Here is a 15,100-nt window from a genome sequence, read left to right on the forward strand (position 1 = left end):
ACTGTACCGATGTTCAACGAAGCTCTGGCTGAACTGAACAAGATCTCTGCTCGTAAAGGTAAAATCCTTTTCGTTGGTACTAAACGCGCTGCAAGCGAAGCGGTGAAAGAAGCTGCTAACAGCTGCGACCAGTTCTTCGTGAACCATCGCTGGCTGGGCGGTATGCTGACTAACTGGAAAACCGTTCGTCAGTCCATCAAACGTCTGAAAGACCTGGAAACTCAGTCTCAGGACGGTACTTTCGAAAAGCTGACCAAGAAAGAAGCGCTGATGCGTACTCGTGAGCTTGAGAAACTGGAAAACAGCCTGGGCGGTATCAAAGACATGGGCGGTCTGCCGGACGCTCTGTTCGTTATCGATGCTGACCACGAGCACATTGCTATCAAAGAAGCGAACAACCTGGGTATCCCGGTATTTGCTATCGTTGATACCAACTCTGATCCGGACGGCGTTGACTTCGTTATCCCGGGTAACGATGACGCAATCCGTGCTGTTAGCCTGTACCTGGGCGCTGTCGCTGCAACCGTTCGTGAAGGCCGTTCTCAGGATCTGGCTTCCCAGGCGGAAGAAAGCTTCGTAGAAGCCGAGTAATAAGGCTTGATAACTCCCTAAAATAGTTCGAGTTGCAGGAAGGCGGCAAGTTCGAGAATTCCCGGGAGCTTACATCAGTAAGTGACCGGGATGAGCGAGTGAAGGCAACGCACCTGCGGCTCGAAATATGAAGGGGAGAGCCCTTATAGACCAGGTAGTATCACGTTTGGTTAGGGGGCCTGTATATGGCCCCCTTTTTCACTTTTATATCTGTGCGGTTTGATGCCGGGCAGATCAAATCTTTCGAGGATTTTAGAATGGCTGAAATTACCGCATCCCTGGTAAAAGAGCTGCGTGAGCGTACTGGCGCAGGCATGATGGATTGCAAAAAAGCGCTGACTGAAGCGAATGGCGACATTGAGCTGGCAATCGAAAACATGCGTAAGTCCGGCGCTATCAAAGCGGCGAAAAAAGCAGGCAACGTGGCTGCTGACGGCGTAATCAAAACCAAAATCGACGGTAACGTCGCTTTCATTCTGGAAGTTAACTGCCAGACTGACTTCGTGGCTAAAGATGCTGGCTTCCAGGCATTTGCTGACAAAGTGCTGGACGCCGCTGTTGCTGGCAAAATCACTGATGTAGAAGTTCTGAAAGCGCAGTTCGAAGAAGAGCGCGTTGCACTGGTAGCGAAAATCGGCGAGAACATCAACATTCGTCGCGTCGCTTCCCTGGAAGGCGACGTTCTGGGTTCTTACCAGCACGGTGCGCGCATCGGCGTTCTGGTTGCCGCTAAAGGCGCTGACGAAGAGCTGGTTAAACAACTGGCGATGCACGTTGCGGCAAGCAAGCCGGAATTCGTTAAGCCGGAAGACGTGTCTGCTGACGTGGTAGAGAAAGAGTACCAGGTACAGCTGGACATCGCGATGCAGTCCGGTAAGCCGAAAGAAATCGCAGAGAAAATGGTTGAAGGCCGCATGAAGAAATTCACCGGCGAAGTTTCTCTGACTGGTCAGCCTTTCGTCATGGAACCGAGCAAATCTGTTGGCCAACTGCTGAAAGAGCACAACGCTGACGTGACTGGCTTCATCCGCTTTGAAGTGGGCGAAGGCATTGAGAAAGTCGAGACTGACTTTGCAGCAGAAGTTGCTGCGATGTCTAAGCAGTCCTGATTTTCCTGAGGAGCCGCCTGAGGGCGGCTTCTTTTTGCGCCTCTCTTGTAAAATCAGCCGACGCCTGGCGTCTGCGCTGAAATGCGACGTACAATGTCGCCGGAATTAACTCATATCAATCGTTGACAGTCTCAGGAAAGAAACATGGCTACCAATGCAAAACCCGTCTATAAACGCATTCTGCTTAAATTAAGCGGCGAAGCTCTGCAGGGTACGGAAGGCTTCGGTATTGATGCAAGCATACTGGATCGTATGGCTCAGGAGATCAAAGAACTGGTTGAACTGGGTATTCAGGTTGGTGTGGTGATTGGCGGTGGTAACCTGTTCCGTGGCGCGGGTCTGGCAAAAGCGGGGATGAACCGCGTTGTGGGCGACCACATGGGCATGTTGGCCACCGTCATGAACGGCCTGGCAATGCGTGATGCGCTTCACCGCGCCTATGTGAACGCTCGCCTGATGTCGGCAATTCCTTTAAACGGCGTATGCGACAACTACAGTTGGGCCGAGGCGATTAGCCTGCTGCGTAATAACCGTGTTGTGATTCTGTCTGCAGGTACGGGTAACCCGTTCTTCACTACCGACTCTGCGGCCTGTCTGCGCGGGATCGAAATTGAAGCGGATGTCGTACTGAAAGCGACCAAAGTGGATGGCGTATTCACTGCCGATCCGGCAAAAGATCCTTCCGCGACCATGTACGATCAGCTGACCTACAGCGAAGTGCTGGATAAAGAGCTGAAAGTGATGGATCTGGCGGCGTTCACGCTGGCTCGTGACCACAAACTGCCGATTCGTGTTTTCAACATGAACAAACCGGGCGCGCTGCGTCGTGTGGTGATGGGCGAAAAAGAAGGGACGTTAATCACGGAATAATTCCCGTGAGCGCCAAATACGGGTAAGATTCTGTTCTATTGACGGGTCTTATTACCTGGCAGAAATTAAACGAGACTATACTTAGCACATCTTTGTATTGTGTGACCGTCTGGTCTGACTGAGACTAGTTTTCAAGGATTCGTAACGTGATTAGCGATATCAGAAAAGATGCTGAAGTACGCATGGAAAAATGCGTTGAAGCGTTCAAAACCCAAATCAGCAAAGTGCGCACGGGTCGTGCTTCTCCCAGCCTGCTGGATGGTATTGTCGTAGAATACTATGGCACTCCGACCCCGCTGCGTCAGTTGGCAAGCGTAACGGTAGAAGACTCCCGTACCTTAAAAATTAACGTGTTTGACCGTTCTATGGGGCCAGCCGTTGAAAAAGCGATCATGGCGTCAGACCTCGGTTTGAATCCAAGCTCTGCGGGCACAGACATTCGCGTTCCGCTGCCGCCGCTGACCGAAGAACGTCGTAAAGATCTGACGAAAATTGTCCGTGGCGAAGCGGAGCAGGCGCGTGTTGCCGTACGTAACGTCCGCCGTGATGCGAACGATAAAGTAAAAGCTCTGCTGAAAGATAAAGCGATCAGTGAAGATGACGATCGTCGCTCTCAGGAAGAAGTACAGAAAATGACCGACGCGGCAATTAAGAAAGTTGATGCGGCGTTGGCAGATAAAGAAGCAGAACTGATGCAGTTCTGATTGATCTGTACGCAGATATAACCTCATTCCACCGCTAAACCTGGCGGATGAGTGGTGTACAAAGCGCCGCGCAGAAGACATTATCAGGTCTCCTGTGCGGCGTTTTGCTTTTTATTCCGTTTCAACACTTCTGGACGTTTCATGAAGCAATTAACCATTCTGGGCTCGACCGGCTCTATTGGTTGCAGCACACTGGACGTGGTGCGCCATAATCCTGATAGCTTCCGCGTTATCGCGCTGGTGGCGGGTAAAAATGTCGCCCGCATGGCGGAGCAGTGCCTGGAGTTCTCGCCGCGTTATGCCGTGATGGACGATACGTCGAGCGCAGAACAGCTCAAAATAATGCTTCAGCAGCATGGCAGCCGCACCGAGGTTCTGAGCGGTCAGCAGGCTGCCTGTGAGATGGCGGCGCTTGATGAGGTCGGGCATGTGATGGCGGCCATTGTGGGCGCGGCTGGTTTACTGCCGACCCTGGCAGCGATTCGCGCAGGGAAGACGATTCTGCTGGCGAATAAAGAATCGCTGGTGACCTGCGGGCGGCTGTTTATGGACGAAGTAAAACGCAGCAACGCCCGGCTTTTACCCGTCGATAGCGAACATAACGCGATTTTTCAGAGTTTGCCGCAATCTATTCAGCATAATCTGGGATACGCTGACCTTGAGCAAAATGGCGTAACGTCGATTTTGCTTACCGGGTCTGGTGGCCCGTTTCGTGAAACGCCAATGTGCGATCTGGCAGCGATGACGCCGGATCAGGCATGTCGTCATCCGAACTGGTCGATGGGGCGAAAAATCTCCGTCGACTCCGCCACCATGATGAATAAAGGTCTGGAATACATTGAAGCGCGTTGGTTATTTAATGCCAGCGCACGTCAGATGGAAGTGTTGATCCATCCGCAATCGGTCATTCATTCGATGGTGCGTTATCAGGACGGCAGCGTCCTGGCGCAGCTTGGAGAACCTGACATGCGTACGCCTATTGCGCATACGATGGCATGGCCGAATCGCGTCACGTCCGGCGCGCAGCCGCTTGATTTTTGCAAACTCAGCGCGCTGACGTTTAGCGCGCCAGATTATCAGCGTTATCCGTGCCTGAAGCTGGCGATGGAGGCATTTGAGCAAGGTCAGGCGGCAACGACGGCGCTCAATGCGGCAAACGAAATCACCGTTGCTGCGTTTCTGGCGCAACAGATTCGTTTTACCGATATCGCCGGGCTCAATTTAGCGGTGCTGGAGAGGATGGATTTACAGGAACCGGCAAGCGTTGAGGACGTATTGCAGGTTGACGCCATCGCGCGTGAAGTAGCCAGAAAACAAGTGATACGGCTCTCACGCTGACGATTATCCCACGACAGAAGATCGTGCTATTTGTTAGCGTTGGGCTTCGGTGATATAGTCTGCGCCACCTGATCGCAGGTTTTTGGCTTTTTTCGGTCAGGTTAGCCGTGGTTTTACACGGCTTTTTTGTGGATACACAAAATCATTCAGGACGCATCGGGACGGCAGGCGAATACGTTCCCGGCGTGCGCAGACAGCGCACGACAGGGGCGATGACGCGCAGTCATCCGCGAAGCGGACCGAAGAGAATGTGTATAAAGGCTTCAGTATTCCTGAGTACCGCTAAATCCTTTCAGGGACAAAAAACGCGTTATGTTGTCTGCAACTCAACCAGTAAGCGAAAATTTGCCAGCACATGGCTGCCGTCATGTTGCAATAATTATGGATGGCAATGGTCGCTGGGCGAAAAAGCAAGGGAAGATCCGGGCCTTTGGGCATAAAGCCGGGGCGAAGTCCGTCCGGCGAGCGGTCTCTTTTGCTGCCAATAACGGTATTGATGCGTTAACGCTGTATGCCTTTAGTAGTGAAAACTGGAACCGACCGGCGCAGGAAGTGAGCGCGTTAATGGAGCTGTTTGTGTGGGCGCTGGATAGCGAAGTCAAAAGCCTGCACCGCCATAACGTTCGCCTGCGTATTATCGGCGATATCAGCCGATTCAACTCACGTTTACAAGAACGTATTCGCAAATCAGAAGCGCTTACTGCCCATAATACGGGGCTAACGCTGAATATCGCTGCGAATTACGGCGGACGTTGGGATATTGTCCAGGGAGTCCGACAACTGGCGGAACAGGTGCAGGCTGGAGTGCTGCGCCCCGATCAGATTGATGAAGAGAGACTAGGCCAGCAAATCTGTATGCATGAGCTGGCGCCTGTGGATTTAGTAATTAGGACTGGGGGAGAGCATCGCATTAGTAACTTTTTGCTTTGGCAAATTGCCTATGCCGAACTTTACTTTACGGATGTTCTTTGGCCCGATTTCGATGAACAAGACTTTGAAGGTGCGCTGCATGCCTTTGCTAATCGAGAGCGTCGTTTCGGCGGTACCGAGCCTGGTGATGACAAAGCCTGATGGGGGTTGCTTTTGCTGAAGTATCGCCTGATTTCTGCTTTTGTGTTAATACCTGCGGTCATCGCTGCGCTTTTTTTATTGCCGCCGGTGGGGTTCGCCATTATTACGCTGGTTGTCTGTATGCTGGCCGCGTGGGAATGGGGACAGTTAAGCGGTTTCGCCGCGCGTTCACAGCGGGTTTGGCTGGCGGTGCTGTGTGGTCTGTTATTGGCGCTGATGCTATTTTTGTTGCCTGAGTATCATCACAACATTCGTCAACCGCTGGTTGAGATGTCGCTTTGGGCATCGTTAGGATGGTGGGTTGTCGCGCTACTGCTGGTGCTATTTTATCCCGGTTCGGCGGCAATCTGGCGTAACTCAAAAACATTGCGTCTCATTTTCGGTTTGTTAACTATCGTGCCATTTTTCTGGGGAATGCTGGCGCTGCGCGCCTGGCACTATGACGAGAATCATTACAGTGGCGCAATATGGCTACTCTATGTCATGATCCTGGTCTGGGGAGCGGACTCTGGCGCGTATATGTTTGGTAAATTATTTGGCAAACATAAGCTGGCGCCGAAGGTTTCCCCGGGTAAAACCTGGCAAGGGTTTATCGGCGGGCTTGCTACGGCTGCCGTGATCTCATGGGGTTACGGTATGTGGGCGAATCTGAATGTTGCGCCTGTTATCTTGCTGATTTGCTCTGTGGTGGCGGCTCTGGCTTCTGTACTGGGCGACCTCACCGAGAGTATGTTTAAGCGCGAAGCAGGAATTAAGGATAGCGGCCACTTGATTCCAGGCCATGGCGGTATTCTGGACCGAATTGACAGCCTGACGGCTGCCGTACCGGTCTTTGCTTGCCTGTTGTTACTGGTGTTCAGGACGCTCTAACGGAAGGTTTTATGCTGAGTATTCTCTGGAATCTGGCTGCATTCATCATCGCACTGGGCGTGCTGATCACCGTGCATGAATTTGGTCATTTCTGGGTTGCCCGGCGCTGCGGTGTGCGAGTTGAGCGCTTTTCCATCGGCTTTGGCAAAGCGCTCTGGCGTCGTACCGATCGGTACGGCACCGAGTATGTCATCGCCCTGATCCCGCTGGGCGGCTACGTCAAAATGCTGGATGAGCGCGCCGAACCGGTAGCGCCGGAATTGCGTCGTCACGCCTTCAATAACAAAACGGTGGGCCAGCGCGCCGCAATTATTGCCGCAGGTCCGGTTGCGAACTTCATTTTTGCTATCTTTGCTTACTGGCTGGTCTTTATCATCGGCGTCCCTGGCGTTCGTCCGGTCATTGGCGAAATAACGCCCAACTCGATTGCTGCGCAGGCGCAAATTGCGCCTGGTACGGAACTTAAAGCCGTTGATGGTATCGAAACCCCTGATTGGGATGCCGTGCGTTTACAACTGGTGTCCAAAATTGGCGATCAGCAGACGACGGTGAGCGTCGCGCCGTTTGGCAGCGACCAGCGGCAGGACAAAACGCTTGATTTACGTCACTGGGCATTTGAGCCTGATAAGCAAGATCCTGTATCTTCTTTAGGGATTCGGCCCCGCGGGCCACAGATTGAACCGGTACTGTCAGAAGTGCAGGCGAATTCCGCAGCCAGTAAAGCGGGTTTGCAAGCGGGCGACAGGATCGTTAAAGTCGATGGTCAGCCGTTAACGCAGTGGATGAAATTCGTGACGTTTGTACGCGATAATCCCGGTAAGCCGTTAGCGTTGGAGATTGAAAGGCAGGGGAGCGCCTTGTCGTTGACGTTAACGCCGGATACGAAATCGGTTAACGGAAAGGCGGAAGGGTTTGCAGGCGTGGTGCCTAAAATTATTCCTCTGCCGGAAGAGTACAAGACTATACGCCAGTATGGGCCTTTTAGCGCTATCCTCGAAGCCACGGATAAGACGTGGCAGTTGATGAAGCTGACGGTCAGTATGCTGGGTAAATTGATAACCGGTGATGTGAAACTGAACAACCTCAGTGGGCCGATTTCTATCGCTCAGGGGGCTGGGATGTCAGCGGAGTTCGGGGTGATTTATTACCTGATGTTCCTTGCGCTAATCAGCGTGAACTTAGGGATAATTAACCTGTTTCCGCTGCCCGTTCTTGACGGGGGTCATCTGCTGTTCCTGGCGATTGAAAAGCTTAAGGGCGGGCCGGTATCCGAGCGGGTTCAAGACTTTAGTTATCGCATTGGCTCGATTTTGCTGGTGTTGTTAATGGGGCTTGCACTTTTCAATGATTTCTCTCGGTTGTAAGAGAGTTAGTTAGGAAGAACGCATAATAACGATGGCGATGAAAAAGTTGCTCATAGCGTCGCTGCTGTTCAGCAGCGCCACCGTATACGGTGCTGAAGGGTTCGTAGTGAAGGACATTCATTTCGAAGGCCTGCAGCGAGTCGCCGTTGGTGCGGCTCTCCTCAGTATGCCGGTGCGCACAGGCGACACGGTTAATGATGAAGATATCAGTAACACCATTCGCGCTCTGTTCGCCACCGGCAACTTTGAGGACGTCCGCGTCCTGCGCGATGGTAATACCCTTCTGGTTCAGGTAAAAGAACGTCCGACCATTGCCAGCATCACTTTCTCCGGGAACAAGTCGGTGAAAGATGACATGCTCAAGCAAAACCTCGAAGCGTCTGGCGTACGTGTTGGCGAGTCTCTGGATCGCACCACGCTGTCTGATATCGAAAAAGGTCTGGAAGACTTTTACTATAGCGTAGGTAAATACAGCGCCAGCGTTAAGGCGGTCGTCACGCCGCTACCGCGCAACCGTGTTGATCTTAAACTGGTGTTCCAGGAGGGCGTATCGGCGAAGATCCAACAGATCAACATCGTCGGTAACCATGCCTTTAGCACCGAAGAACTCATTTCTCATTTCCAGTTGCGTGACGAAGTGCCGTGGTGGAACGTCGTCGGCGATCGTAAATACCAGAAACAGAAGCTGGCGGGCGACCTTGAAACCTTGCGCAGCTACTATCTGGATCGCGGCTACGCGCGTTTCAATATTGACTCCACGCAAGTGAGTCTGACGCCGGATAAGAAAGGGATCTACATCACCGTCAATATCACCGAAGGCGATCAGTACAAGCTTTCCGGGGTTCAGGTGAGCGGTAACCTGGCCGGACATTCCGCTGAAATTGAGAACCTGACGAAAATTGAACCGGGCGAGCTCTATAACGGCACCAAAGTGACCAAAATGGAAGATAACATCAAAAAGCTTCTGGGGCGCTATGGTTACGCCTATCCGCGCGTGCAGTCACAGCCTGAAATTAACGATGCTGACAAAACCGTAAAACTGCGCGTGAACGTCGATGCGGGCAACCGTTTCTACGTGCGCAAGATCCGCTTTGAAGGCAACGACACCTCAAAAGATTCCGTTCTGCGCCGTGAAATGCGCCAGATGGAAGGGGCGTGGTTGGGTAGCGATCTGGTTGACCAGGGGAAAGAGCGTCTGAACCGTCTCGGCTTCTTTGAAACCGTCGACACCGACACGCAGCGCGTTCCGGGTAGCCCGGATCAGGTTGATGTGGTGTACAAGGTGAAAGAGCGTAATACCGGTAGCTTCAACTTCGGTATCGGTTACGGTACAGAAAGCGGCGTGAGCTTCCAGGCGGGCGTTCAGCAGGACAACTGGTTAGGTACCGGTTATTCCGTGGGGATTAACGGCACCAAAAACGACTACCAGACCTACAGCGAACTGTCCGTTACTAACCCATACTTTACCGTTGATGGCGTGAGCCTCGGTGGTCGTATCTTCTATAACGACTTTGAAGCGGATGATGCCGACCTGTCCGACTATACCAACAAGAGTTACGGTACGGATGTGACGCTTGGCTTCCCCATCAACGAGTACAACACGTTGCGTGCTGGTCTGGGTTATGTCCATAACAAACTGTCCAACATGCAGCCGCAGATCGCGATGGATCGTTATCTTGAATCGATGGGCGACCCTGATGCCAGCGATTTTGCTGCCGACGACTTCACCTTTAACTACGGCTGGACCTATAACAAGCTTGACCGTGGTTATTTCCCGACGGACGGCTCGCGAGTCAACCTGACGGGTAAGGTGACGATCCCAGGTTCCGACAACGAATACTACAAAGTGTCGCTGGATACCGCGACCTATGTGCCTATTGATAACGATCACAAGTGGGTGGTTCTGGGGCGTACTCGTTGGGGTTACGGCGATGGTTTAGGCGGCAAGGAAATGCCGTTCTATGAGAACTTCTATGCTGGTGGTTCCAGTACCGTGCGTGGTTTCCAGTCGAATACTATCGGCCCGAAAGCGGTCTATAAAAATGGCGCCCACACTAGTTGGGACGATGATGATGATTACGAAGACTGTACTCAGGAATCAGGCTGTAAATCAGATGATGCGGTAGGTGGTAATGCCATGGCTGTCGCCAGCCTGGAATTTATTACCCCGACGCCGTTCATCAGCGACAAGTATGCCAACTCGGTTCGTACCTCCTTCTTCTGGGATATGGGTACCGTTTGGGATACGAACTGGGATCCGTCATCTGCGCCGTCAGATGTACCGGACTACAGCGATCCAGGCAACATCCGTATGTCCGCGGGTATCGCATTACAATGGATGTCCCCATTGGGGCCGTTGGTCTTCTCCTACGCCCAGCCGTTTAAAAAGTACGATGGAGACAAAGCCGAGCAGTTCCAGTTTAACATTGGTAAAACCTGGTAATTGTTCACTGCAAAGGAATGCATTGGTAGTGTAGCGATGACTTTTGGCGATGCCCCCCAGGGATCGCCAGGCCACGCAAAGAGCTGTACCTTCGGGTGCAAATGGGATGGTAAGGAGTTTATTGTGAAAAAGTGGTTATTAGCTGCAGGTCTTGGTTTGGCGATGGTAACGTCCGCACAGGCTGCTGACAAAATTGCAATCGTCAACATGGGTAATCTGTTCCAACAGGTTGCGCAGAAGACGGGTGTATCCAATACACTGGAAAACGAATTTAAAGGCCGTGCGGCTGAACTGCAAAAAATGGAAACCGATCTGCAAGCTAAAATGCAGCGTCTGCAATCCATGAAAGCAGGTAGCGATCGTACTAAGCTGGAAAAAGACGTGATGTCTCAGCGCCAGACTTTCGCGCAAAAAGCGCAGGCTTTTGAGAAAGATCGCGCTCGTCGTTCCAACGAAGAACGCGGCAAACTGGTGACTCGTATCCAGACTGCGGTGAAAAAAGTGGCTAACGACCAGAGTATCGATCTGGTGGTAGACGCAAACACCGTTGCTTACAACAGCAGCGATGTGAAAGACATCACCGCTGACGTACTGAAACAGGTTAAATAAGTAATGCCTTCAATTCGACTGGCTGACTTAGCAGAACAGTTGGATGCAGAATTACACGGTGATGGCGATATCGTCATCACCGGCGTTGCGTCCATGCAATCTGCAACAACAGGCCACATTACGTTTATGGTAAATCCTAAGTACCGTGAACACTTAGGTTTATGCCAGGCTTCTGCGGTTGTCATGACGCAGGACGATCTTCCTTTTGCTAAGAGCGCGGCGCTGGTAGTTAAAAATCCCTACCTGACCTACGCGCGCATGGCGCAAATTTTAGATACTACGCCGCAGCCCGCGCAGAATATCGCGCCAAGCGCCGTGATTGATGCGACGGCAACGCTGGGTAGCAATGTTTCAGTCGGCGCGAATGCGGTGATTGAATCTGGCGTACAACTGGGCGATAACGTGGTTATCGGCGCAGGCTGTTTCGTCGGAAAAAATAGCAAAATCGGGGCGGGTTCACGCTTGTGGGCGAACGTAACGATTTACCACGACATTCAGATCGGTGAGAATTGCCTGATCCAATCCAGTACGGTGATCGGCGCGGACGGTTTTGGCTACGCTAACGATCGTGGCAACTGGGTGAAGATCCCACAACTGGGCCGGGTCATTATTGGCGATCGTGTCGAGATCGGCGCTTGTACCACCATTGACCGTGGCGCGTTGGATGATACTGTTATTGGCAATGGCGTGATTATTGATAATCAGTGCCAGATTGCACATAACGTCGTGATTGGCGACAATACGGCAGTTGCCGGTGGCGTCATTATGGCGGGTAGCCTGAAGATTGGCCGTTACTGCATGATTGGCGGCGCCAGCGTGATCAATGGGCATATGGAAATATGCGACAAAGTCACGGTAACTGGCATGGGTATGGTGATGCGTCCCATCACGGAACCGGGCGTCTACTCCTCAGGCATTCCGCTGCAACCCAACAAAGTATGGCGTAAAACTGCTGCACTGGTGATGAACATTGATGATATGAGCAAGCGTCTCAAAGCGATTGAGCGCAAGGTTAATCAACAAGACTAACGTTCCGCCTTGTCGTTGCCATTCTTTTCCGGCCTGTCACATTCATACGATTGCGGCAGGCCGTGTTATTATTGCCTTTTTGTATATTTGGACAGGAAGAGTATTTTGACTACTAACACTCATACTCTGCAGATTGAAGAGATTTTAGAGCTTCTGCCGCACCGTTTTCCGTTTTTACTGGTCGATCGCGTGCTGGACTTTGAAGAAGGTCGTTTTCTGCGTGCGGTGAAAAACGTCTCCGTCAACGAGCCGTTTTTCCAGGGACACTTCCCGGGCAAACCGATTTTGCCAGGTGTGCTGATCCTGGAAGCGATGGCGCAGGCAACCGGTATTCTGGCGTTTAAAAGCGTTGGTAAACTGGAACCTGGCGAACTGTATTATTTCGCGGGTATTGATGAAGCGCGCTTTAAGCGTCCGGTGGTGCCAGGCGATCAGATGATCATGGAAGTCACTTTCGAGAAAACGCGCCGTGGCCTGACCCGCTTTAAAGGGGTTGCGCTGGTCGACGGTAAAGTTGTGTGCGAAGCAACCATGATGTGTGCTCGTAGCCGGGAGGCCTGATTCGTGATTGATAAATCCGCCTTTATTCATCCTACCGCCATTGTGGAAGACGGCGCTGTAATTGGCGCTAATGCCCACATTGGTCCCTTTTGTATTGTTGGGCCGCAGGTCGAAATTGGTGAGGGAACCGTACTGAAGTCTCATGTGGTCGTGAATGGTCAAACCAAAATCGGCCGCGACAACGAGATCTATCAGTTTGCCTCCATCGGTGAAGTGAACCAGGATCTGAAATATGCGGGTGAGCCGACCCGTGTGGAAATTGGCGATCGTAACCGCATCCGCGAAAGCGTCACCATTCATCGTGGTACAGTGCAGGGCGGTGGGCTGACGAAGGTGGGTAGCGATAACCTGCTGATGATCAATGCGCATGTCGCACATGATTGTACGGTAGGTAATCGCTGTATCCTCGCCAACAACGCCACGCTGGCGGGGCACGTATCCGTCGATGATTTTGCGATCATCGGCGGTATGACGGCAGTTCATCAATTCTGCATTATCGGTGCGCATGTGATGGTCGGCGGCTGCTCCGGCGTGGCGCAGGATGTCCCTCCGTATGTGATTGCGCAGGGTAACCATGCGACGCCGTTCGGGGTAAATATCGAAGGGCTGAAGCGTCGCGGCTTTAGCCGTGAAGGGCTGGTGGCGATTCGTAATGCCTACAAACTGTTGTACCGCAGTGGTAAAACGCTCGACGAAGCGAAGCTGGAAATCGCTGAACTTGCTGAAAAGCATCCGGAAGTGAAGGCGTTTACCGAGTTCTTTGAGCGTTCAACGCGCGGTCCGATTCGTTAATGGCGGCACAGCGTCCTTTAACGATTGCCCTGGTCGCCGGTGAAACGTCCGGCGATATTCTTGGCGCAGGCTTAATTCGTGCGCTGAAAGCGCGCGTACCCAACGCCCGTTTTGTGGGCGTTGCGGGGCCGCGTATGCAGGCCGAAGGGTGTGAAGCCTGGTACGAAATGGAAGAGCTGGCGGTCATGGGCATTGTTGAAGTGCTCGGACGTTTACGCCGTTTGTTGCATATCCGCGCCGATCTGACCCGCCGTTTTACCGAACTCAAGCCCGATGTCTTTGTCGGGATTGATGCCCCTGATTTCAATATTACCCTCGAAGGTAATCTGAAAAAACAAGGGATTAAGACCATTCATTATGTCAGCCCGTCCGTTTGGGCCTGGCGACAGAAACGCGTTTTCAAAATAGGCAGATCCACCCATATGGTGCTGGCTTTTCTGCCTTTCGAAAAAGCGTTTTACGATAAATTTAACGTCCCGTGCCGCTTTATTGGTCACACCATGGCGGATGCCATGCCGCTGGACCCGGATAAAAATGCGGCGCGCGACGTGCTGGGTATCCCGCATGACGCCCATTGTCTGGCGCTACTGCCTGGCAGTCGTGGCGCGGAAGTGGAAATGCTCAGCGCCGACTTCCTGAAAACCGCACAATTGCTGCGACAGCGCTATCCCGACTTGGAAGTGGTAGTGCCGCTGGTGAACGCGAAACGCCGAGAGCAGTTTGAAAAAATTAAAGCGGAGGTTGCGCCGGATCTCGCCGTTCATTTGCTGGACGGCATGGCGCGCGAGGCGATGATCGCCAGCGACGCGGCTCTGCTGGCCTCGGGTACGGCGGCGCTGGAGTGTATGCTGGCAAAATGCCCGATGGTAGTGGGATATCGTATGAAGCCCTTCACTTTCTGGCTGGCGAAACGTCTGGTGAAAACGGAGTATGTGTCTTTGCCTAACCTGCTGGCGGGAAGAGAATTAGTCAAAGAGCTGTTGCAGGAAGAGTGCGAACCGCAAAAACTCGCCGAAGCGCTGTTGCCGCTACTGGCGAACGGTAAAACCAGCCATGCGATGCACGACACCTTCCGTGAACTGCATCAGCAGATCCGCTGTAATGCCGATGAGCAGGCGGCAGATGCCGTCCTGGAGTTAGCACAATGATCGAATTTGTTTATCCACACACCCATTTAGTGGCGGGTGTGGATGAAGTGGGCCGTGGCCCGCTGGTGGGCGCCGTAGTGACCGCCGCCGTGATCCTCGATCCGGCTCGCCCGATCGTCGGTCTGAATGATTCCAAAAAATTGTCTGAAAAGCGTCGTCTGTCATTGTATGACGAGATTAAAGAAAAGGCGTTAAGCTGGAGTCTGGGACGCGCGGAAGCGCATGAAATTGATGAGCTGAATATTTTTCACGCCACCATGCTCGCCATGCAGCGCGCTGTCGCTGGTCTGCATATTGCGCCAGAATATGTGCTGATCGACGGCAATCGCTGTCCGGCGCTGCCTGTGCCGTCAATGGCCGTGGTGAAAGGCGACAGCCGCGTGGCGGAGATTAGCGCGGCGTCTATTCTGGCGAAAGTCACCCGCGACGCAGAAATGGCGGCGCTGGATATCGTTTTTCCTCAGTATGGCTTTGCGCAGCACAAAGGCTATCCAACCGCTTTTCATCTGGAAAAGTTGGCACAGTATGGCGTGACGGCGCACCACCGACGCAGTTTTGCGCCTGTTAAACGCGCTCTGGGACTTGTGTCCTGATTCTTGTA

15 protein-coding genes are annotated in these 15,100 nt (G+C 52.7%); all 15 read left to right on the forward strand.

The window, feature by feature from the left end; translation table 11 throughout:
• Positions 1-591, forward strand: a 591-nt coding sequence (rpsB, locus tag ACLD4K_RS18830; protein WP_411012327.1) for a 30S ribosomal protein S2, incomplete at its 5' end; no start/stop codon positions are given.
• Positions 592-848: 257 nt separating this feature from the next.
• The gene (gene tsf, locus ACLD4K_RS18835) at positions 849-1,700 is read left to right on the forward strand and encodes a translation elongation factor Ts (protein WP_000808106.1); all 852 of its coding nucleotides are present in this window, start codon (positions 849-851) and stop codon (positions 1,698-1,700) included.
• 144 nt (positions 1,701-1,844) lie between these two features.
• Positions 1,845-2,570: a UMP kinase gene (gene pyrH, locus ACLD4K_RS18840; protein WP_000224567.1), complete on the forward strand. Its 726-nt coding sequence runs from the start codon at positions 1,845-1,847 to the stop codon at positions 2,568-2,570.
• 146 nt (positions 2,571-2,716) lie between these two features.
• Positions 2,717-3,274, forward strand: a complete 558-nt coding sequence (gene frr, locus ACLD4K_RS18845) for a ribosome recycling factor (RefSeq protein WP_000622423.1) — start codon at positions 2,717-2,719, stop codon at positions 3,272-3,274.
• Between the two features lie 141 nt (positions 3,275-3,415).
• Complete coding sequence (gene ispC / locus ACLD4K_RS18850; RefSeq protein WP_000811905.1) at positions 3,416-4,612, forward strand: 1-deoxy-D-xylulose-5-phosphate reductoisomerase; 1,197 nt, start codon at positions 3,416-3,418, stop codon at positions 4,610-4,612.
• A 312-nt stretch (positions 4,613-4,924) separates the two neighbouring features.
• Positions 4,925-5,683 carry a (2E,6E)-farnesyl-diphosphate-specific ditrans,polycis-undecaprenyl-diphosphate synthase gene (gene ispU / locus ACLD4K_RS18855; protein WP_000947413.1) on the forward strand — a complete coding sequence of 253 codons (759 nt, stop codon included), beginning with the start codon at positions 4,925-4,927 and terminating at the stop codon, positions 5,681-5,683.
• A 12-nt stretch (positions 5,684-5,695) separates the two neighbouring features.
• A complete protein-coding gene (cdsA, locus tag ACLD4K_RS18860; protein ID WP_000922422.1) occupies positions 5,696-6,553 on the forward strand; it encodes a phosphatidate cytidylyltransferase in 858 nt (285 codons plus the stop codon).
• 11 nt (positions 6,554-6,564) lie between these two features.
• Complete coding sequence (gene rseP / locus ACLD4K_RS18865) at positions 6,565-7,917, forward strand: sigma E protease regulator RseP (RefSeq protein WP_000949017.1); 1,353 nt, start codon at positions 6,565-6,567, stop codon at positions 7,915-7,917.
• A 31-nt stretch (positions 7,918-7,948) separates the two neighbouring features.
• Positions 7,949-10,360 carry an outer membrane protein assembly factor BamA gene (bamA, locus tag ACLD4K_RS18870; protein WP_108638816.1) on the forward strand — a complete coding sequence of 804 codons (2,412 nt, stop codon included), beginning with the start codon at positions 7,949-7,951 and terminating at the stop codon, positions 10,358-10,360.
• Positions 10,361-10,483: 123 nt separating this feature from the next.
• Positions 10,484-10,969 (forward strand): molecular chaperone Skp, encoded by a 486-nt coding sequence (skp, locus tag ACLD4K_RS18875; protein ID WP_108638815.1) that lies wholly within the window; start codon positions 10,484-10,486, stop codon positions 10,967-10,969.
• Between the two features lie 3 nt (positions 10,970-10,972).
• Positions 10,973-11,998, forward strand: coding sequence for a UDP-3-O-(3-hydroxymyristoyl)glucosamine N-acyltransferase (gene lpxD / locus ACLD4K_RS18880; RefSeq protein WP_001139265.1), 1,026 nt, complete (start codon positions 10,973-10,975; stop codon positions 11,996-11,998).
• 105 nt (positions 11,999-12,103) lie between these two features.
• Positions 12,104-12,559: a 3-hydroxyacyl-ACP dehydratase FabZ gene (gene fabZ / locus ACLD4K_RS18885; RefSeq protein ID WP_000210741.1), complete on the forward strand. Its 456-nt coding sequence runs from the start codon at positions 12,104-12,106 to the stop codon at positions 12,557-12,559.
• A 3-nt stretch (positions 12,560-12,562) separates the two neighbouring features.
• Entirely contained in the window at positions 12,563-13,351 is a 789-nt protein-coding gene (lpxA, locus tag ACLD4K_RS18890; RefSeq protein WP_000565950.1) for an acyl-ACP--UDP-N-acetylglucosamine O-acyltransferase, read from the forward strand.
• Positions 13,351-14,499: a lipid-A-disaccharide synthase gene (gene lpxB, locus ACLD4K_RS18895; RefSeq protein WP_000741216.1), complete on the forward strand. Its 1,149-nt coding sequence runs from the start codon at positions 13,351-13,353 to the stop codon at positions 14,497-14,499. Before lpxA ends, lpxB begins: the two co-directional genes overlap by 1 nt.
• Entirely contained in the window at positions 14,496-15,092 is a 597-nt protein-coding gene (rnhB, locus tag ACLD4K_RS18900) for a ribonuclease HII (protein WP_411012328.1), read from the forward strand. The genes lpxB and rnhB overlap by 4 nt, the downstream gene beginning before the upstream one ends.
• The last annotated feature ends 8 nt before the right edge of the window (positions 15,093-15,100 follow it).

The organism is Salmonella sp. 741265055_HSA (assembly GCF_046569525.1).
Classification (GTDB): domain Bacteria; phylum Pseudomonadota; class Gammaproteobacteria; order Enterobacterales; family Enterobacteriaceae; genus Salmonella; species Salmonella enterica.